Origin of the sequence: Emergencia sp. 1XD21-10, from assembly GCF_009936045.1 — a bacterium.
GTDB lineage: Bacteria > Bacillota > Clostridia > Peptostreptococcales > Anaerovoracaceae > Senimuribacter > Senimuribacter intestinalis.
This window is the reverse complement of record NZ_QWEQ01000013.1, coordinates 13,028-33,143: the sequence shown is the minus strand read 5'-3', so window position 1 is coordinate 33,143 and position 20,116 is coordinate 13,028. Positions and strand designations below refer to the sequence as shown.

Here is a 20,116-nt window from a genome sequence, read left to right as displayed (position 1 = left end):
TAAAACGGTCAAAATAGCAAGGAATGTGTCGAAAAAAGGTGGTAGAAACAGATGAAAGGCAGATAAAAGAATTTGTTTTATTGTCTGCTTGTGAATTTACAATTTTTCACGTATACTATAGATACGAGGAGGAGATGGCGAATGGATAAGAAGAGAATCCCTATTGGATTTGAGGATTTTAAAGAGATTAGAGAAGAGAACCTGTATTTTGTGGATAAAACAATGATGATACAGGAACTATTGGATGGCAGCAAAGTGACCTTGCTTACAAGACCGCGCCGGTTTGGAAAAACTTTGAATCTTTCCATGGTACGCCGTTTCTTTGAAGATGAGAGAACGACGGAAGGTGAGAAGATAGATAATCGCGGTCTCTTTGAAGGGCTTGCCATAATGGGAGCAGGAGAAACCTACCTTGCACACATGGGTCAGTATCCGGTGATTACTTTATCACTCAAGTCAGGGAAGCAGGATAATTATGATTTGTCATATACAATGCTGAAACGGCAAATCGTTGCGGAGTTTTCGAGGCACCGGTATGTCCTTGATGGGACAATGGATGCTACCCAACGAGATAAATATCAGGCAATTCTTGGAGAAAGCAAGGAACCTGCCCTATATATTGACGCACTGCGTTTTTTGTCAGAGTGTCTGTATCACTATCACGGCAGGGAAGCTGTCATACTCATCGATGAATATGACGTGCCGTTAGAAAATGCGTATTTTCAAGGTTTCTACGATGAGATGATTGGATTTATCCGTTCGCTGTTTGAGTCAGCCCTGAAAACCAATCCGTATCTGAAACTGGGTGTGGTAACTGGCTGCCTTAGAATCAGTAAAGAAAGTATCTTTACGGGGCTTAATAATCTGGAAATTCATTCCATTGTCAGTCCGAAATACAGCAGCTGTTTTGGCTTTACCGGTGCGGAAGTGCAGAATATGCTGGCATATTATAATCTGGAAGACAGGTTTGAAGAAGCAAAAGCATGGTACGATGGCTATCTGTTCGGAAATACGGAAATCTATAATCCGTGGAGTATTCTCAGCTATGCTAGCAATGCAAAGGCGGGTGCGCAAATCGCAACAAGGCCGTACTGGTCAAACACATCGGGCAATGGCATTGTGAAAGAACTGGTTGAAGACGCTGATGATATTACCCGAGAAGAACTGGAAATCCTCATGGACGGCGGAACCATTGAAAAGCCAGTTCATGAAGAAATCACTTATGGAGATATTCACAGTTCCAGAGACAATCTATGGAACTTCCTGTTCTTTACAGGATATTTGAAGATGAAAAGTCAGAGAATTGAAGGCGAAACCATTTATTTGGAAATGACCATTCCAAATAAGGAAATTCGATCTATCTACAGGCAATCTATTGTCGGGTGGTTCGACCGAAAGATTGAGCGCATAGACAGAAGCCCTCTGATTAAAGCCTTAGAAGATGGCGACTGCGAGGCTGCTGCGGACTTTATCTCTTGCCAGCTGATGGACACTATCAGTTACTTTGACTATGCGGAGAGCTATTATCATGGATTTTTGAGCGGACTTCTGAAGAACACCGGACGCTATTCGATTCTATCCAACCGGGAAAGTGGAAATGGCAGACCTGACCTGATTCTTAAAGAAAAAAAGTTTATGGGCAGAGCAATTATTATAGAATTGAAGGCTGCAAAGACCTTTGCGGAGATGGAAACAAGGTGCGATGAAGCGCTTGCACAGATAGAAGCGCAGGGCTATGCAGCACCGCTGATTGCCGATGGCTATAGACCTATATTGAAGTACGGGATTGCTTTGTACAAGAAGGGCTGTATTGTGAAAACAGAGAAATAGAGAGAAGCTTACTGAGCGTGTATATACGTTGTATATATGCGCTTTTTCTTTTGCGTGAATTTCGCCGAAACTGGATTACCAAAAGGTAAAACCTGAGGCGAATTTTTTACGTAAAGGTGACAAGTCGGTCGGGACAGTAGAGTGAAAAAAGAAGGAATAAGCGAAGATAACGTTGAAATTTCAATAATATTTTTCTCCTAGGAGTCATTGGCACGAAAATCGCAATGATGAAGTGAAAAAAGATTCTGACAAGGAGGAATAGTCAATGAAAGTCAAAGAAAAATATCTAAACTTCTACTACGAAACAATTGGGGAAGTATGTGAACCTGAAATCAATCCAAAGAAAACGGCGCTGCTTCTGGTGGACCTGCAAAACGAATTTGTTCGGCGGGATTGCGGCGAAGCGCTGCAGTTTCAGGCGGCAGGGGAATGGGATCGATGGATTCCTTTCCATGACAGACTGGATGAAATTGTAATTCCTAACAATCAAAAGCTGCTGGAATTTTTCAGAAAGAATAACTTGACGGTGACCTATGGAAGAATCGCCTGCCTGCGGGAAGACGGCGAAGACAGATCACCGGTACAGAAGTCTGAAGGCTGGAACGGTATGCTGCTTCCTGTGAATAGCTATGAAGCGCAGATGATTGATGAGCTGGCGCCGCTGGAGAACGAAATTGTCGTAAATAAGACGACAGACAGCGTGACCACGGGCACCAACTATCTGCAGCTGCTGCAGTTTATGGGCGTGGAAACCGTGATTGTAACCGGAATTGTAACGGATCAGTGTGTTGCGTCTACAGTAAGAGGACTTGCAGATGCAGGTTACAAAGTAATCTGTGTAGAAGACGCATGTGCAGCGGGCAGCATGGAGCTGCATGATGCAGAACTGAAAATTATGAGCGTTATTTACTGCGATGTACTTTCCACGGACGAAACAATTGCACTCATTGAGAAGAACTTATAGCTCGTAGGAAACAGGAGAGAAAAATGGAAACACAAGGACTGAGAAAAGAAATAAAACTGTCCGGCATGATTGCTATGGCTGCCGGCGGCATGATTGCAGCCTGGATGGTTGAAATCAAGTACTGGTTTGAAATCGGTGGCGCAGGAGCAGCGCTTTCTTTACTGACATGCGCAATTCTGATTTTACCGCTGGCATTTATGTATACTGAAATGACTTCTATGATGCCCTATGCAGGCGGACAGAATATCTGGATTACAAACGCTTTCGGGTTTAACACCGGCTTTGCATCCTGCTGGATGATTATGCTTCTTTATATCATGGCAATGCCTACGGTATCGATGGGAATTGCCTCTATGCTGGCATACTTATTCCCGATTACAACTACACAAATAAAAATCATTGCAGCGGTGCTGCTGGTACTCTGGTATTTCCTAACCAACTTTGAATTGAAGCTGCTTACCAAACTGCAGAATGTGTTCTTTTGGAGTACGCTGGTAATTGCTGTTGCTGCGGATGTTATTTTTATTGCAAGTGGAAAGTGGAGCTTTGCAAATCTTGACTGGTTTCCAAATGGAGCAGCCGGGTATACTGCAGGAATCGGTCTTTTAATCATGAAGTTTGTAGGATTTGACCTGATTCCGCAGCTTTCAGAGGAGGCAAACTTTCCGAAAAAGGATATTTGGAAAGCTTTTGTGGGATCTTTAGGTTGTACAGTGCTGGTTTATGGTCTGGCGGTTGTTGCAATCGGAGGTATCGTATCCCTTGACTGGATTAACGAAGTAAGTATTGTAGACCCTATGGTGGCAGATTATCTGGGACTTCACTGGCTGGGGATTCTTCTCGTCGTTATGGGCGTTTTGACCTGTATTACTACATTGTCGTCCTTTTGGCTGTCTGCTTCCAGAATCCTCTATGGTGCAGCAAAGCAGCATCAGTTCACTGCAAGATTTGCTAAGTTAAACAAGCATGGACAGCCTCAGTTTGCAAATTTGGTTGTAGGAATTTTGTCCATCTACTTTACGATTTTTGCGCCGGAGGCGTGGGTAAATTACATATACGTAATTTATGGCGTTGCAGCAGGTGCAGTATATCTGATGGTGACACTTTCCTTCATGAGAATCAGAAAAACGCATCCTGAGTGGGAAAGACCATATAAAGCGCCTGCCGGCATGCTGCTTGGCGTCATGGGAATCGTATTTTGCATATGGATTCTTTGGACTAATGGTACTGCAATGGGCGCGGCAGAGTGGATCGTACTGGCAGTATATGCGGCGGTCGGTGTTATGCTTTGGGCTTATGCAAAGGCAATGCAAAAGAAAAATCCGCTGGATTGGGCGCCGGTTGTATTGAATCCGGATACAGTCACCAAAGAAGAAGCGAATGAAATCACGCGCTGAGCTGCGGCATGAAAGCTGAGCCTGTACTGTTTTCCAAATATAGGAAAAGAGAAAATGATAACATAGCCCGGGGAATATCTCGGGCTTATGTTATAATAAATCAAATCATTAAATTGCTGCCAGTTTGAGGTAAGGAGAACCCCATGGGAAAGAGGAAGCGATCACTTACTGTGAACATCATCTTGATTTTTTTAATCTTTAATATCCTTTCTGTTATGATTTTTACTGTATATATGCAGAAAAGCAGTCAGAACGGCGCTATGAAATACGCACAGAACAGCTTGCTGGAAATGACAAAGGAGAAAGGGAACCTTCTTGCCATTACTTTTGATCGGATTCAAAATAGAGCAGAAGTTATGGGCGTATATATGGAAGAGGCGCTTTCGCAGGATACTTCGGCAGCGCTGAGCAGCCAGTATGTGATGACAGAAACCGGCACGATGGCTAGAAAAAAGGACAGCACAAAGAGCAGCAGTCAGCAGAGCAATATTATTGTGCCTAACATTGCGCCCTTGTCAGATGAACTGATTTATGAAATCAACGTGACGGAAAGGTTGGACCGCTATTTTGCGCAGATTATAGAGAATGAAGAGGTTTCGTGGTGCTACATTGTAACAAAGGGAAATCTTTTGCGGTGCAGTCCGTATGGTGACCTCAACGCTTTTTTTACCAGCGACCACAGTCAGGTCAGCGATATCTTTTATACACAGGCGACAAATCAGTATAATCCAGATCATCAGGCAATCTGGGCAGGACCTTATTATGATTATCTGGGAACAGGATGGACGATAACCTGTTCCCAGCCGGTATATGATCGAAATGGCGAACTGTTTGGCGTGATTTGTCTGGATCTTTCCATTGAAAAAATGAAAGAGAAGTATTTTACAGAGTTTTCTTTAGGACAGAGCGGAAAATTGTGCTGGATGTCAAATAACGGAGAGGTGTATTACCATACTGATTATGACAGTTTGACTGCAGAGCAGGGTGAAACGCTGGAGAAAAACATTTTTGAAGATGTATTGTCAGAAGAACGGCGAGCGGCGCTGAAAGAAGGCGTTCTCGGCGGTGGTTCGGGAATTAAATACTTTGAGGAAAACGGCGAGCAGCGCATGTTCATCTATTCGCAGGTGGAAGGTGCAGACAGCGTTATTTTTACAGAAATCGGCATAGATGATTTTAGTTCATTTTATACTGTGAATCTGAAAGGCATTATGGTTGTAGTGCTGATCAATCTGATTCTTGCAGTAATTTTTGCGTTGATTTTATATTTTAGTTTTTCAAGACCTATGAAAAGACTTGTAAATCAGGCGCAAAAAATTTCCGAAGGAAATTATTCAACTGTTCAGTTTCAAAAAGAAGAGGCCTGCGGTAATTATGAGATTTGCAAACTCAATGAGGCGCTGCGGATGATGAACGAGAATATTGTCTCTTATACAGAAAGTCTCATCGACAAGAACCGTGAAATTACAGTAATTCTGGACGCCATTGAAGAGACGCTCATGATTGCAGACATAGATGGAACTGTCAACATGCAGTCTAAGGATTTTGTCACGATACCGCGGGATAATTTAAAAAATGGAATTGCAGAAGTGGTAGCGACCGGAAAGCCTTTTTCTGAACAGCAGGTAGTGGACGGAGAAGCATATAGGAATCAGTATTATCCGATTTTAAAGGATAGAGAGGTCATCAAAATCGTAGTGTCCAGAGAGTGTGTTACGAAAACAGTTCTTCAGGAAAAGGAACTTCAGCAGATTGAAAAAATGGCAGGAGTAGGACAGTTGGCTGCTGCAATTGTACATGAACTAAAGAATATTCTTGCGAGGATCAAAGGCGCTGCGTATATTTTAAAACTGACTGAGGCGAAGGAATCGGAGGAAATATTTGCAATTCAAAAAGGGGTCGATGAGGCGGAAGATGTGATCTCAACTCTGCTGGATTTTTCAAAGAGGGACAAAGACGGCAGCGAGATGATACATCTTGGAACTCTGGTAAATCAAATTTTGCTGTTGTCTAAAAAAGAGATTATCGGCAAAGGAATTGTTATAAAAAAAGAAATTGATAAGGAGTTTTATGTAAACTCAAATGGCAGGGAGGCAATAAAAGTTATTCTACAGAATATCATCATAAATGCGATTCAGGCGGTACACTGTGAAGGCGAGATTGTGATTGAGTGCTGTAGGAAGGCTGATAACGCATTTATCAGAATTAAAGATAATGGAGATGGTATTAAAGTTATACCAAAGGAAAAGGTTTTTGAACCATTTTTGACAACGAAAGAAAAAGGAACAGGCATCGGACTTTGGATTACCAAACGTCTTGTCGATACATTGGAAGGGGAGATTATACTACGTGAGCCTAAAGACGGCGGCACTGAGTTTATTGTATTAATTCCGGTAGAAAGAAAGGAGGCGTAATATCATGGCACGGGTTATGCTGGTTGATGATGACAGGAAATTGTTGGAACTTTATGAGAAAATCTTTGAACTCAATGGATTTGAAGTTATGCCTTGTGAGAATGGGCATTCTGCGCTAGAGGTTATCGGTAAAGAGGATATCGCTGTGGTGGTTTCTGATATCATCATGCCGAAGATGAATGGTATGGAGCTTTTGAAGCAAATAAAACTAAAATCGCCGGACACAGAGGTCATTATGCTTACTGCTGAAGGATCAATTTCTGGAGCAGTGGAGGCTGTTAAGGAAGGAGCTTTTTCTTATCTGGTAAAACCGGCAGATATTGAGGAATTGATTTCCAATATAAAAAAGGCAGCAGAGCTTTCCAATATTAAGGCTGAGAATAAGACCTTAAAAAACCGGTTAGCTTCCTTTTCGATGGGAAGTGAATTTATCGGTATATCCCCGGCAGCAGAAGCACTCAGAGAGAAAGCTAAAATTGTAGGTAAAACGGATTCTGCGGTATTGATTACCGGAGAGACCGGCACGGGAAAAGAAATTCTGGCAAATATGATACATAGATACAGTAGTCGTGCGGACAAACCTTTCGTATGCGTAAATTGCGGGGCGCTGAATGAGAATCTGATAGAAAGCGAATTGTTTGGCAGTGAAAAAGGCGCTTACACAGGAGCAGAGCGACAGAAAAAGGGTCGTTTTGAAATTGCTAACGGCGGAACAATTTTCTTTGATGAAATCGGAGAGATGAGTCCGAATATGCAAACGCGGCTGCTCAGAGTGCTGCAGGAAAAGACCTTTGAAAGAGTAGGCGGCTATGAGACAATCAGGAGTGATTTCAGGCTAATTGCCGCGACGAACAGAGATTTGAAGAAGGAGATTGAAGAGAATAGCTTTCGCAAGGATTTATACTACAGAATTAATATTATTCCTATTGAGATTCCACCTCTGCGGCAAAGATTGGAGGATATTCCGGTCTTATGTAGCAGCTTCCTGTCCCTTTATGCAAGAGAAATGAATAAGCCGCTGCCTGTCATAGATGAAGAGGTGTTGGAAGTCCTTCAGAAATATGACTGGCCCGGCAATGTGAGAGAACTTCGCAATCTGATAGAAAGAATGGTTGTACTCTCTGGCGAAGGAAGTTTAGATGTGAATGTACTTCCGGAAGAGATAAAGGATATTTTTCAGCAAAGCGAGCCGGATGATTCACTGCGGGGGCAGACGAAATCCTTTGAAAAAGAATACATTATAAAAATCATAAACAAGCATCAGGGCAATGTTGCAAAGGCAGCAGGTGAAATGCAGATTGCCAAGAAGAATCTGTATAAAAAGCTGAACGAATACGGGATAAAGTATAAATAAATTATAGTTGAACTTTTCTGCAAAAAAATTTGCACTTGTGCAGGAAATCGTGTAAAATAGAAGAGAAAAAAGCAGGAGGTACGGAGACTTGACCGCAGAGGAATATAAAAAAATACTGGAAGCGCTGATCAATCTCGTAGACATGGGGATTTACGTGGTAGACACAGACGGCGTGGGCATGTTCTATAATCAAATTATGGCGGACATGGAGCAGATTCGCATTGACGATGTCATCGGAAAGCCTTTTGCAAAAGCGTTTCCCGGTGTAAAGCTGGAAGAAAGCACCATGTATCAGGCTTTAAAGAAAAACGTTGAAATCCGCAATAAACAACAGTCCTATACCAGCTTATATGGCAAGGAAATCGCAACAATCAACAGCACTGTACCTGTAATCCATGAAGGAAAAACCATTGCAGCTATTGAAGTTGCAAGAGATGTAACCAATATTCGTTCCATGAGTGATACCATTTTGCAGCTGCGGGAAAAAGAGATAAAGCCTAAAGAGGCAAGACCGAAGCTGAAGAAGTATACTTTTGATGACCTCATCGGAAACAGTTCGCTGTTTACTGCGGTTTTGGAACGGGCAAAGCGGGCGGCAGGCAACGATGCATCGGTATTTATCTATGGGGAAACAGGAACGGGAAAAGAACTGATTGCCCAGAGTATCCATTATGCCAGTGCTCGCAGGCAAAATCCGTTTTTGGCGCAGAACTGCGCAGCGCTGCCGGAATCCTTGCTTGAGGGCATCTTATTCGGAACCACAAAAGGCGGGTTTACCGGGGCGATGGATAGAGCCGGGCTCTTTGAACAAGCTAATGGCGGCACTCTGCTGCTGGATGAAATCAACTCCATGCCGTATGATTTACAGAGCAAGCTGCTGCGCGTGCTGCAGGAGGATTATATCAGAAGAGTTGGTGGAAGCAGGGATATTCCCATTGATGTGAGAATTATTGCCACGGTCAACGAACCACCAGAAAAACTCATAGAAGAAGGCAAACTTCGAAAGGACCTTTATTACCGGCTTAATGTAGTAAATATCTCCATTCCGCCGCTGCGCAGCCGCCTTGAAGATATTCCAGTATTGACAGAAAAACTGCTGGAAAAGCACAATGAGCGCTTTGGAAAAGAAGTCTGGATGGTATCAGAACATGCATTGCAGCGTCTTTGTGATTATAATTATCCGGGCAATGTGCGTGAACTGGAAAATATTATTATGCAGTCGGTCGCTATGGCAGACAGGGAACACGTGCTGACAGAAAAACTATTGCAGATGCCGATGCAGGTAGATGCAATCGGCGCTGATGTTGAAAAATGGGATCGGAAGGGGCCGCTCGATCAGTATCTTGATAATCTGGAGAAAGAAATTATCAGAGAGGTAATGATTTCCGAAGGTGGAAATATTTCGAAGACCGCAGAAGCCCTGCATATTAAGCGGCAGACCTTGCAGCATAAATTGAAAAAATATGGGATTAAAGGTTGAGAAAAGGCGCCGGAATGCAAAAATATTTGCATATATAATGCCAAAAAATTTGCATTGTGCCCGCTGAATTAGAAATGCGGTCACTTCAAAATTTAAAAATTTCCGCAATCTGCGAGAGTTATTTAGTGGTTTTTGCACAGAATAAGTGCTGAAAACCACTATTTTTATGAAATTATTGCGGCGAAATTGTATCATGTATACACGGGAATATTTGGCATGGTTGTTGCTTTATATATAGGCATCACGCGAAAACGCGTTTCAAAGTCAATTCATATTATAGTAATGATTTATTAAAAGGAGAGAAAAGCAAATGAAAAATGTAAAAGTAATCCTTTGGGGACTCGGCGCTATGGGCGGCGGAATCGGCAAAATGTTAGTAAAGAAACAGGGTGTTGACATTGTCGGCGCAATCGACATCGGCGCAAAGCTGGGCAAGAGCCTGTATGAAGTAGTGCCTGGTATCGAAAGAGGCGACAGAGAAGATGTTATCGTTGGCACTGCAGATGAAGTAATCAAACCAGGTGCAGCAGACATCGTAGTAGTTTGCACAGACTCTTTCACTGCAAAAGTATATGACAAACTGGTTAAGGTTATGGAAAACGGCATGAACGTCATCACTTCCGCTGAAGAAATGGCTTATCCGCAGGCACAGGAACCTGAACTGGCTAAGAAGCTGGATGAAATCGCAAAGAAGAACGGCGTAACTGTACTGGGTACTGGTATCAACCCTGGTCTGATTATGGACCTTCTCGTAATCCTGTGGACTGGCGCTTGTGAATCCGTTGATCACATCGTTTCCAGAAGAGTAAACAGCTTATCTCCGTTTGGTCCTGCTGTAATGGAAGAACAGGGAATTGGCGTAGAAGTAGAAGATTTCAACAAGAGAAAAGCAGACGGCACTATGGCAGGTCACGTAGGATTCGCAGAATCCGTTGGCATGATCTGCGATGCGCTGGGCTGGAACCTTGAGAAGTTTGAACAGGATATGGAACCGATCGTGACTGATGTAGACAGAAAATCTCCTTACGGCTTCGCAGCAGCTGGTCAGGTTGCAGGCGTTGCAATGAAGGGCTGGGGAACTGTTGACGGCGAAGTTAAGATCGAAATGGATCATCCGCAGCAGATCGAACCTGAGCAGGTTGGCGTATTCACAGGTGACTACGTAGAAATTAAGGGTAATCCTCCTGTAAACATGGCTAATACTCCGGAAATCGAAGGCGGTATCGGAACTATGGCTATGATCATGAACTGCATTCCGCACGTAATCAACGCAAGACCTGGTCTTAAGACTATGATCGACATTCCAGTTCCTCACGCAATCATGGGCGACATGAGAAATATGATCGAGGAAGACTGCAAACTGGTTAAATAATTAAGACTTGTCTTATTTGTCCACAGCGTTGTCAGTCTCATCGTTCAGTACTTAAATTCACACAAGTACCTCCGTGTTTCGATGACTTGCTGCCTCGCTGTGAACAAAAAATCCAGCGTCTTCTAGGTTACTATGAGAGACGTAAGATAGCTGGCGCAAGCGGCGTCATACTATATAAATAATGTAGGAGATGATTAAAATGGTAAAAAAAGGAGAATGGGTACGCATCCACTCTGTAGTACTCAAGGCAGAAGAAAGAACTGCTAAAATTCCTGAAGATACACAGAAATGTGACCTGCAGATGTGGACCAAGGGCACTTTGCAGGAAGATGCAGAAATCGGTGATGTTGTTACCGTAAAAACTGCATGCGGTCGTATGGAAAAGGGCACTTTAATTGAAGTAAACCCGTACTATACACACAGCTACGGCAAATTTGTCCCTGAAATCATCGAGATTGACAAACAGCTGAGAGAAATCATGTTTGGAGGTGACAAATAATGACACTGGCAAAAGATTATGATTCCGTTATGGGCAGATCCAATGAGATTCAGAGAAAAGCACTGGGTCTTGACTACGCAGAATTTGAATCCGGTTCAGTAGCTTTTGACTATGAGGCACTGATGAAATCCACCGGTTACACCCTGGAAGAAGTTGCAAAGATTCAGGCAAAAACTGCAGTAGGAAACACACCGCTGATTGAATTGCGCAACCTGACCGCGCTGGCAAGAAAATATGCAAAGCCGGGCTATGGCGCAAGAATTTTTGCAAAGGACGAGGCAGCCAACGCGTCCGGTTCCTTTAAAGCAAGAAGAGCGGCATGTGCAGTAGCACACGCTAAGAAATTAGGTTATAAAGGCGTTATCGCAGCAACTTCCGGAAACTACGGTGCAGCAGTTGCTTCCCAGGCAGCAATGCAGGGAATGGAATGTATCATCGTACAGGAATGTTACGATTCCAAAGGTGTTGGACAGCCTGAAATTGTAGAAAAAGCAAGAAAATGCGAAGCTTACGGCGCTGAAGTTATTCAGCTGACTGTAGGACCTGAACTGTTCTACACATTCCTTTCTGTTCTGGAAGACACCGGATATTTCAACGCTTCACTGTATTCTCCGTTCGGCATTGCCGGCGTAGAAACACTGGGTTACGAAATTGCAATGCAGTGTCGTGAACTGGTTGGCAAAGACCCGGATATGGTAGTCTGCACCAATGCAGGCGGCGGTATGATGACAGGTACAGCAAGAGGTCTATTAAAGGCTGGCGCTGTTGATACAGAAATGGTTTCCGCTTCCATCGACCTGACCGGACTGCACATGGCTTCCGACGAGCAGTTTAATAAGAAATCCTGCACCACAGGTCATACTGGATTTGGTGTACCTTATGCAACTGATCCGGACCACTCTGATGTTCCGCGTTCTGCTGCAAGACCTCTGCGTTACATGGATCGTTATGTAACTGTAACACAGGGTGAGGTTATGTACATGACAGAAGCACTGGCTAATCTTGAGGGTATCGAAAGAGGACCGGCAGGAAATACAGCCCTTGCGGCAGCATTTTCTCTGGCGCAGGAATTGCCTGAAGATGCAGTGCTTGTCATCAGTGAAACTGAATACACCGGCGCTGGTAAACATATTCAGCCGCAGCTTGACTTTGCAAGAGAAAACGGCATCGAAATCAAGTTCGGAAACCCGCAGGAAGAAGACAAGCCGGGCGTGAACATCATTCTGCCGAAGGATCCAAGCTTTGTAAAACACAAAGAAGCTGACATCACTCACTTCAGAAAGTCTTTAATCAAGAAGGCAGTAAAGAAGGCAGGCGTAGAGAAACTGACTGACGAGGATATTCAGTTCTTAGTAGCAGAAACCAACACTGATACCGATTTTGTTATGGCAACACTTGCCGAACTGGGATATTAATATCTTTAGCATAAAGGAGAAAATAGAATGAAAAGAGCAGACGATTTCGAACAGAGAAGAAAGCATATCGCAAATCTTTCTGACGAAGAACTTTACAACAGATTCTGGGAACTGACCGCCCAGGTTGTTGACCCGCTTCTTGAACTGGGAAGAAAAAACACAACCCCTTCCGTTGAAAGAGCCGTTTTACTGAGAATGGGCGTTTCCTCCCTGGATACGCAGAAAATCGTAGAAGGCTGCATGGACAGAGGTCTGATGGGACACGGAACAGGTCATGTAGTTTACAAAATTTCTAAAGACAAAGGCATCTCCATCAGAGAGGCTAGTGAAAAACTGGCTGCTGGCGAATACTGGGACGATGCAGTAGCACTGTTCAAGGAGGGTAAATAAAGATGGCAGATATGGTTTTAAAACACAATGAAAAATTAGATGTTAGAAACATCTTAAAAGACCTCGATAAGTATGAACCGAGAAGAAAAGGCTGGACTTGGAGAAAACCTGCTCCTGGTCTTAAAATGGGACCTTTTGAGTATCATGATTGCTCCGAACCTTTGAAGAACGGCGTAGGTCTTCCTCCTGCAAAGTACTTTGAAGATATCGATCCGCAGCCGATGCCGGTTATTACAACTGAAATCGCTTCCGGAAGATTTGAAGACGATATCAGAAGAATGAGAATGGCTGCATGGCATGGCGCTGACCATATCATGGTTATTCGTCATATGGGTCAGTCCCATATCGACGGTCTGATGGAAGGTACTCCGCAGGGTATTGGTGGTATTCCTGTAACTCGTAAACAGGTGAGAGCACAGAGAAAAGCACTGGATATCATCGAAGATGAAGTTGGTCGTCCAATCAACTACCATTCCTACGTTTCCGGCGTAGCTGGACCTGATGTAGCTGTTATGTTCGCAGAAGAAGGTATCAACGGTGCGCACCAGGATCCGCAGTACAACGTACTTTACAGAGATATCAACTGCGTTCGTTCTTTTGTAGACGCTTGTGAATCCAAGAAAGTTTTAGCTTGGGCTGGCATTCTGCAGATTGACGGCGCACACAATGCAAACGCAACCGCAAGAGAAGCGTGGAAAGTAATGCCTGAGCTGATCGTGCAGCACGCAATCAATTCTCTGTTCTCAGAAAAAGTAGGCATCAAACCGGAAAATATTGCGCTGTCAACTGTACCTCCGACAGCAACACCAGCACCTTGTATGTACTACGACCTGCCGTATGCAGTAGCTCTTCGTGACTTCTGCGGCAGATACAAAATGAGAGCACAGCAGAACACTAAATATATCTGCTCCTCCGCAAGAGAAGCAACTGTAACCCATGTTATGAACATGGTTATTTCCAAGCTGACCAGTGCAGACATTCAGTCCACTATCACACCGGACGAAGGAAGAAACGTGCCTTGGCACATTTACAACATGGAGGCTGTAGACAACGCAAAACAGGCACTTCTGGCAATGGACGGTCTGATGGAAATGGTTGAACTGAAGAAAGATGGTCCGCTCCGTGAAATGGCTCGTGACCTGAAAGAAAGAGCTTGCCTGTTCATGGAAGAAATCATCGAAGTCGGCGGATATTTCCAGGCAGTTAAGGAAGGCTTCTTCGTTGACTCTGCAAAATATCCTGAAAGAAACGGCGATGGTATCGCAAGAAATCCAGAAGGCGGCGTAGGTTACGGCTATATCTTCGAAAGAGAAGAAGATTACATGGCTCCTGTAACTGCACACTTCGGTTACAATAATGTAGAACAGTACGGCGGAGATCCTGCAGATCCAGCAGCACTCATCGGCGGATGTACTTTTGAAGATAGAAGCAAAATCGTCTTCATCGATGAGCTGGATGAAGAAGACTGCGTAGATCGCAGACTTGAAAAAGTTGCTAAGTATCTGGACGGCGAAGCTATCAAGCCTGAAATGGAATGGTGCGGAGACGGCGTAGTCATGATGACCATGATGATCCCTGCAAATACCAGAACTGCAGAAGCTGCAGCGCTGGAAATCGGCAAGAAGCTTGGCCTTGAAAATCCTGAAGTAATCAGTAAGGAAGTAATGCAGGAGGCAGAAGGCACTAGAATCGAAATGAAGGGTAAGGTTAACTTCGATGTTGATCCTAGCGCTCTGGAAATTCCGCCTGAACCACATCATCTGGATGATGCAACTCTGTACAACGAATTTGAAAATCATCCGATGGTTGTCGTATGCGGTACTGTTGGTGAAGACGAACACTCTGTAGGTCTTCGTGAAATCATCAACATCAAGCACGGCGGTATCGAAAAATGGGGAATCAAAGTAAACTACCTGGGCACTTCCGTTCCGGTAGAAAAGCTGGTTGACGCTGCTGTAGAATTGAATGCAAATGCAATTCTGGCATCCACCATCATTTCCCACGATAATATTCACTACAAGAATATGAAGAGAATCAACGACCTGGCTGTTGAAAAGGGAATCAGAGATAAGGTAATTATCGCTGCCGGCGGTACACAGGTAATTCCTGATGACGCTGTAAAGACTGGCATTGACGCTGGATTCGGCAGAGACTCTCACGGTATCGACGTTGCAACTTTCTTATGTGAAGAAGCAAAGAGACGCAGAGGCGAAATGTAATGAAAGACCTAAGGGGCGGGCAAATGCCCGCCCCTGTTTTGCAAATGCCGCTGCTTAGGCAGTCATAGCGCAGGACATGGCGCTACTTGAACTGACTGATACAGGGAAAAAATTTAAAAAAAGGAAAATAATGGTTGAAAGCGATCTGCAAACATTGTACAATGAAAGTAGAACCGCTTTGTCATTATTATATTTTTGCAGTTACGCTTAACGATCCACAAAAAATTTTAGGAGTTGCGTTGAAATACTGACAAAGCAGACAAAATAGATGATTTTTGTCAGTTTTGTCAGCTTTTCCACCCAAAATCCTGACTAAAATGACAAAATAAAAGAAATACGTCAGTTTTGTCAGGAAGGGGGCTAAAAAACTGTGATTTTGGGGATCAAATTAGAAGAAATACTGACAGAAATACAAAAAAAGCAGGATTCTGTCAGCAAAGAATTGAGAACTTGTCCACCGGGTACATTGCTGCAGGTTAAAGAACGGGGTAGAACTGTGTATTATCATAATGTCTGGATAGATGGAAAAAGGCAAAGATTCAGCTTAAACAAACATCCGGAGATGGTGGCGCTTTTGGCAAGAAAAAAGTATTTGGAAATGGAAGCAAAAATACTGGAAAATAACTTGAGTGCATTGCGAAAAGCCATAGATGGATTTTCTGATACGACTCCCGAACATATTCTGAAACAGCTTCCGAAAAAATACAAAGAATTGCCTAACTCATTATTTTTTCAAACTACAGAGCAAACGGAAGCAGAACGTTGGCAAAATGAACTCTTTGAGCAGAGTGATTATATGCCGGAAAAGAAAATTCATTTGACATCGAAAGGTCTTGCGGTCCGTTCAAAATCAGAACTGATTCTTGCAGAAAAGTACTATGAATTCAAGGTACCGTTTCGTTATGAGCAGATTCTGAGAATCGGAAGGTATACGTTAGCGCCAGATTTCACCCTCCTTGCCGCCAGCGGCAAAATTTATTACTGGGAACATTGTGGTCTGACCGGAAATCCGGCGTATATGAAGAAACACAAATGGAAAATGGATGTATATGAATCAGCAGGTATTGTCCCTTGGAAAAACCTCATTGTTACCTATGATAATGAGCAGGGCACCATTGATATTCCGATTATAGAAAGTGAAATTAAAAATAAATTGATAATATAACAGATGGGGAGGTATACGAGTGAAAGTAGACGTTTTAGTAGCCGAAATTGGTTCGACCACCACAGTAGTAAATGCGTTTAAAGATTTGGATACAGAAAATCCATTATTTTGGGCGCAGGGGCAGGCACCGACTTCGGTCATGGATGGCGATGTACGTATCGGACTGCAGGGAGCTATTGATGATCTTTGCAGAAAAATGAAGATAGACAGTTTGGAGTATGATGAAATGCTGGCGACCTCTTCGGCAGCAGGCGGTCTGAAAATGACAGTGCATGGACTTGTCTATGATATGACTGCAAAAGCGGCAAAGGAAGCAGCGCTCGGCGCAGGCGGCATTATCCATTATGTAACTGCCGGAAAGCTGAGGAGAACTGACCTTGCAAAAATTAAAGAAGTCAACCCGAACCTGATTTTGATTGCAGGCGGTGTAGATTACGGTGAACGGGAAACTGCTATCGACAATGCGGAGAAAATTCGTGCATTAGGACTGAATACTCCGATTATTTATGCCGGAAATATCGAAAATCAAGAAGAAATGAAGCTGATTTTTGACGAGGAAAGCGGGCAAAAGTTATATAACGTAGAGAACGTTTATCCTAAAATTGACGACCTCAATGTAGAACCTTGCAGAAAGGTAATTCAGGATGCTTTTGAAGAGCATATTACCAATGCGCCTGGTATGGAACACGTGCGGGATATGGTAAGCGGTCCGATTATTCCGACCCCGGGTGCAGTGATGGAATGTACTAAGCTGCTCTACGACTGTTTGGGAGACCTGATTGTGCTGGATGTTGGCGGCGCGACCACAGACCTGCATTCCGTAGCAACAGAATCCGATAAAATCGCTCGCATTATGGTTTCTCCGGAACCAAAGGCGAAACGTACAGTAGAGGGAGATTTAGGTGTTTATGTAAACCGAATGAAAGTCATCGAGTCCATCGGCGAAGAAAAGCTGCGTAAGGAATGTGAAAAAATGGGAATCGACCTCGACAAAACCCTGGAAACCTATGTTGCCATTCCTAAGACAGAAGATGAATTTAAGCTAGTAGAACGCTTAACAAAGGAAGCGGTTTTGAAAGCAGTAGAACGCCATGCAGGTATTATCCGCTATATCTACGGACCGTCCGGCAGAAGTACCGTAGCTGAAGGCAAGGACTTAACTCCGGTAAAATATATCATAGGAACCGGTGGCGCTCTGACCCGTCTGCCGCACCGCGTTGAAATTATGCAGGAAATTGCAAAACATAATGAGACCGGCATGATGCTGTTCCCGACTGAGCATGCACAGATTCTGGTAGACAATGACTATATCATGGCGTCTCTGGGCGTCTTATCTAAACACCATAGAGAAGGTGCAATTCGTCTGCTGGAAAAGAGCCTTGGCTTCAAGTTCCCTGAGAAAAAGGAGCAGGATTTTACTGCAGTAAGCAAAGCTATGGCAGATGTGAACCGAGAAGCAGAAGAAGCAAAGCAGAGGGACGAAGAATATCGCAAACACATTGAAGAAATGGAAAGCCTGGGTTATGATATGACAGCCTTCAAAGAGGAAGAAAAAATCGGCGGAGCCAGCGAAGAGGAACTGAAAGCTGCCCGTGATGCTGCTTTGGCGAAGAGCGAAGAAAAGGAAAAAGCAGAAATGCGAAGCGGTCAGGGTGTCAAAGGCAAATGGGCTGCAACAACTGAAGGAGGTGGGCAGTACATGGGAGACTGTACCCACGATTGTAAGCATTGTACAAGAAAAAATTGCCCGAACCGGGTAGAGTAGGAGAGTAACGATGTATCCAAAATTACAGATAAATTTAAAGAAACTGGAAGACAATCTGAACGCCTGCGCAGCTATAACCAAAGAACGGGGTGGCTGCTCACTGATGATTGTTACCAAAGGACTTTGCGCAGACAAAGAGATGGTAAAGATGGTGGCAGAAAATCCTCATGTGGATTTTATCGCTGATTCCAGAGTGAAAAACATTGCCAGTTTTTCGCAGATGGCACGTACAAACGGAAAAAAGACTGTGCTACTGCGTATTCCGATGCACTGCGAGGTTTCCGAGGTCGTCAAATATGTGGACTTGTCCTTTAATTCAGAGCTTTCAACCATTAGGCTGCTGAGTGAAGAGGCGAAAAAAGCAGGCAAGGTTCATGACATTCTGCTGATGATAGACTTGGGCGATCTGAGAGAGGGGATTTTCTTCCAGGATGAGGACCTGATTGACGAAGCAGTCGAAGAGATTTTGAAGATGGAAAACATCAATCTGTATGGCATTGGTGTAAATTTGACCTGCTACGGCGCAATTATTCCGAAGAACGAAAACCTTTCCCAACTGGTTGCAATCGGTCAGCGACTGGAAGAAAAGTATGGTATCAAGTTAGAAATGATTTCCGGCGGCAATTCCAGCTCCATCTATCTGGTGGACAAAGGGCAGCTGCCAGAGGGAATTAACAACTTGAGACTTGGCGAATCTTTCCTATTGGGCAATGATACTGCATATGAGACCAAACTGCCGGGTACTGTCAGCGACGGGCTGATTCTGCAGGCACAGATTATTGAACTGAAAGAAAAACCTTCCCTTCCTATCGGGGAAGTAGGCGTCGATGCTTTTGGAGAAAAACCTTACTATGAGGATAGAGGTATTATGAAGCGTGCCATCATTGGTATCGGTAAGCAGGATACCGACCTTGGCAGCATGACGCCCCTTGATAACCAGATCGAAATTATGGGCGGCAGTTCCGACCACATCATTTTGGACGTGACCCACTGCGATAAAGATTATCAGGTCGGAGACATTGTGGAATTTGAACTGGGGTACGGCGGCATGCTGAAAACAGCGACAAGTCCGTATGTAGAAAAGGACTATATTAAATAAATAGAAAAACAATCCATCGGTGAGGTGGATTGTTTTTTCATGAAGGATATTTAAAAAGTTTATTCTTCTACGGTATCAAAGAATTCGCAGCCAAGGGCTTGCAGCTTTTCTATAACCCATGGTCTAGGCAGTGAGCCGGTTTCTTCGATTGCTTTTAATGATTTTGCTTCACCGGCCATGAGGGCGTCTACCTTTTCCAATACGGATTCTGCATCGGAAGGTTTAATAAATACAATTCCGTCAGCATCAGCAACAACAATATCGCCGGGGGAAACGGTTCTGCCGCCGCAAGAAACGGTAGTATTGACTTCGCCGGGACCGTTTTTCCAAGGGCCGTTAGGCGTGACTGCACGGGTATAGACAGGAAGGCCTGTAGCAGCGATATCTTCTTTATCTCTCATAGCACCATCAACGATAATACCGGCAATCTTTTTTGTCAGCAGATACTGCACCATGATTTCACCAAAAATAGCACGTTCGGTATAGCCGCCGGCATCAATAACGATGACGTCGCCTTCTTTTACAAGATCCATAGCATAGTGGAACATCAGGTTGTCACCGGGTGGTACTTTAACGGTGAAAGCAGACCCGACAAGACCGGCTTTACCGATGGGCTTGATTGCTGAATTTACAGCGGCCTGGCGACCCATACAGTCATCTAAATTTGCAGCAGGAATACCGCGGAATTTATCAAGGAGTTCTTTAGAGGGTCTTTTAAAATCGTTATATACTCTACAGTTTACTTGATTCATG

Annotated in this window: 15 protein-coding genes; 14 read left to right on the top strand and 1 reads right to left on the bottom strand. The window is 43.9% G+C overall.

All coding sequences use genetic code 11. From position 1 onward, the window contains the following. Positions 1-141 precede the first annotated feature (141 nt). The 14 genes from D1151_RS09580 to orr all read left to right on the top strand — a co-directional run bounded on the left by D1151_RS09580 (position 142) and on the right by orr (position 19,363). On the top strand, positions 142-1,830 hold the full coding sequence (locus tag D1151_RS09580) for an AAA family ATPase (protein WP_161908757.1): 1,689 nt from the start codon (positions 142-144) through the stop codon (positions 1,828-1,830). Between the two features lie 265 nt (positions 1,831-2,095). Further along, positions 2,096-2,794: a cysteine hydrolase family protein gene (locus tag D1151_RS09575; RefSeq protein ID WP_161908756.1), complete on the top strand. Its 699-nt coding sequence runs from the start codon at positions 2,096-2,098 to the stop codon at positions 2,792-2,794. A gap of 23 nt (positions 2,795-2,817) precedes the next feature. Then, complete coding sequence (locus D1151_RS09570; RefSeq protein ID WP_161908755.1) at positions 2,818-4,191, top strand: APC family permease; 1,374 nt, start codon at positions 2,818-2,820, stop codon at positions 4,189-4,191. Positions 4,192-4,334: 143 nt separating this feature from the next. Beyond that, a complete protein-coding gene (locus D1151_RS09565; RefSeq protein ID WP_161908754.1) occupies positions 4,335-6,605 on the top strand; it encodes an ATP-binding protein in 2,271 nt (756 codons plus the stop codon). Between the two features lie 4 nt (positions 6,606-6,609). Then, a complete protein-coding gene (locus D1151_RS09560; protein WP_160200960.1) occupies positions 6,610-7,959 on the top strand; it encodes a sigma-54 dependent transcriptional regulator in 1,350 nt (449 codons plus the stop codon). Between the two features lie 88 nt (positions 7,960-8,047). Further along, positions 8,048-9,439 (top strand): sigma-54-dependent Fis family transcriptional regulator, encoded by a 1,392-nt coding sequence (locus D1151_RS09555; protein ID WP_161908753.1) that lies wholly within the window; start codon positions 8,048-8,050, stop codon positions 9,437-9,439. Between the two features lie 310 nt (positions 9,440-9,749). Further along, positions 9,750-10,811, top strand: coding sequence for a 2,4-diaminopentanoate dehydrogenase (gene ord / locus D1151_RS09550; RefSeq protein WP_161908752.1), 1,062 nt, complete (start codon positions 9,750-9,752; stop codon positions 10,809-10,811). Positions 10,812-11,010: 199 nt separating this feature from the next. After that, a complete protein-coding gene (ortA, locus tag D1151_RS09545) occupies positions 11,011-11,310 on the top strand; it encodes a 2-amino-4-oxopentanoate thiolase subunit OrtA (protein ID WP_160200957.1) in 300 nt (99 codons plus the stop codon). Next, entirely contained in the window at positions 11,310-12,725 is a 1,416-nt protein-coding gene (ortB, locus tag D1151_RS09540; protein ID WP_160200956.1) for a 2-amino-4-oxopentanoate thiolase subunit OrtB, read from the top strand. Before ortA ends, ortB begins: the two co-directional genes overlap by 1 nt. Before the next feature lie 27 nt (positions 12,726-12,752). Then, positions 12,753-13,115, top strand: a complete 363-nt coding sequence (locus D1151_RS09535) for an ornithine aminomutase subunit alpha (protein WP_160200955.1) — start codon at positions 12,753-12,755, stop codon at positions 13,113-13,115. 11 nt (positions 13,116-13,126) lie between these two features. After that, a complete protein-coding gene (gene oraE / locus D1151_RS09530; RefSeq protein ID WP_334296739.1) occupies positions 13,127-15,334 on the top strand; it encodes a D-ornithine 4,5-aminomutase subunit OraE in 2,208 nt (735 codons plus the stop codon). Positions 15,335-15,704: 370 nt separating this feature from the next. Further along, positions 15,705-16,499, top strand: coding sequence for a hypothetical protein (locus D1151_RS09525; protein ID WP_161908751.1), 795 nt, complete (start codon positions 15,705-15,707; stop codon positions 16,497-16,499). A gap of 19 nt (positions 16,500-16,518) precedes the next feature. Then, positions 16,519-18,264: a GlmL-related ornithine degradation protein gene (locus D1151_RS09520; protein ID WP_330588323.1), complete on the top strand. Its 1,746-nt coding sequence runs from the start codon at positions 16,519-16,521 to the stop codon at positions 18,262-18,264. Positions 18,265-18,274: 10 nt separating this feature from the next. Further along, positions 18,275-19,363 carry an ornithine racemase Orr gene (orr, locus tag D1151_RS09515; RefSeq protein WP_161908750.1) on the top strand — a complete coding sequence of 363 codons (1,089 nt, stop codon included), beginning with the start codon at positions 18,275-18,277 and terminating at the stop codon, positions 19,361-19,363. Between the two features lie 59 nt (positions 19,364-19,422). Here the strand turns inward: orr and D1151_RS09510 are convergent, their stop codons facing one another. Beyond that, positions 19,423-20,115, bottom strand: coding sequence for an RraA family protein (locus D1151_RS09510; RefSeq protein WP_161908749.1), 693 nt, complete (start codon positions 20,113-20,115; stop codon positions 19,423-19,425). Between the last annotated feature and the right edge of the window lies 1 nt (position 20,116).

Bases quoted from the DNA above. Each gene is read 5' to 3' on its own strand.
- D1151_RS09510 (WP_161908749.1), bottom strand. From the start codon at position 20,115: ATGAATCAAGTAAACTGTAGAGTATATAACGATTTTAAAAGACCCTCT.
- D1151_RS09535 (WP_160200955.1), top strand. From the start codon at position 12,753: ATGAAAAGAGCAGACGATTTCGAACAGAGAAGAAAGCATATCGCAAAT.
- orr (WP_161908750.1), top strand. From the start codon at position 18,275: ATGTATCCAAAATTACAGATAAATTTAAAGAAACTGGAAGACAATCTG.
- ortA (WP_160200957.1), top strand. From the start codon at position 11,011: ATGGTAAAAAAAGGAGAATGGGTACGCATCCACTCTGTAGTACTCAAG.
- ortB (WP_160200956.1), top strand. From the start codon at position 11,310: ATGACACTGGCAAAAGATTATGATTCCGTTATGGGCAGATCCAATGAG.
- oraE (WP_334296739.1), top strand. From the start codon at position 13,127: ATGGTTTTAAAACACAATGAAAAATTAGATGTTAGAAACATCTTAAAA.
- D1151_RS09580 (WP_161908757.1), top strand. From the start codon at position 142: ATGGATAAGAAGAGAATCCCTATTGGATTTGAGGATTTTAAAGAGATT.
- ord (WP_161908752.1), top strand. From the start codon at position 9,750: ATGAAAAATGTAAAAGTAATCCTTTGGGGACTCGGCGCTATGGGCGGC.
- D1151_RS09565 (WP_161908754.1), top strand. From the start codon at position 4,335: ATGGGAAAGAGGAAGCGATCACTTACTGTGAACATCATCTTGATTTTT.
- D1151_RS09560 (WP_160200960.1), top strand. From the start codon at position 6,610: ATGGCACGGGTTATGCTGGTTGATGATGACAGGAAATTGTTGGAACTT.
- D1151_RS09575 (WP_161908756.1), top strand. From the start codon at position 2,096: ATGAAAGTCAAAGAAAAATATCTAAACTTCTACTACGAAACAATTGGG.
- D1151_RS09570 (WP_161908755.1), top strand. From the start codon at position 2,818: ATGGAAACACAAGGACTGAGAAAAGAAATAAAACTGTCCGGCATGATT.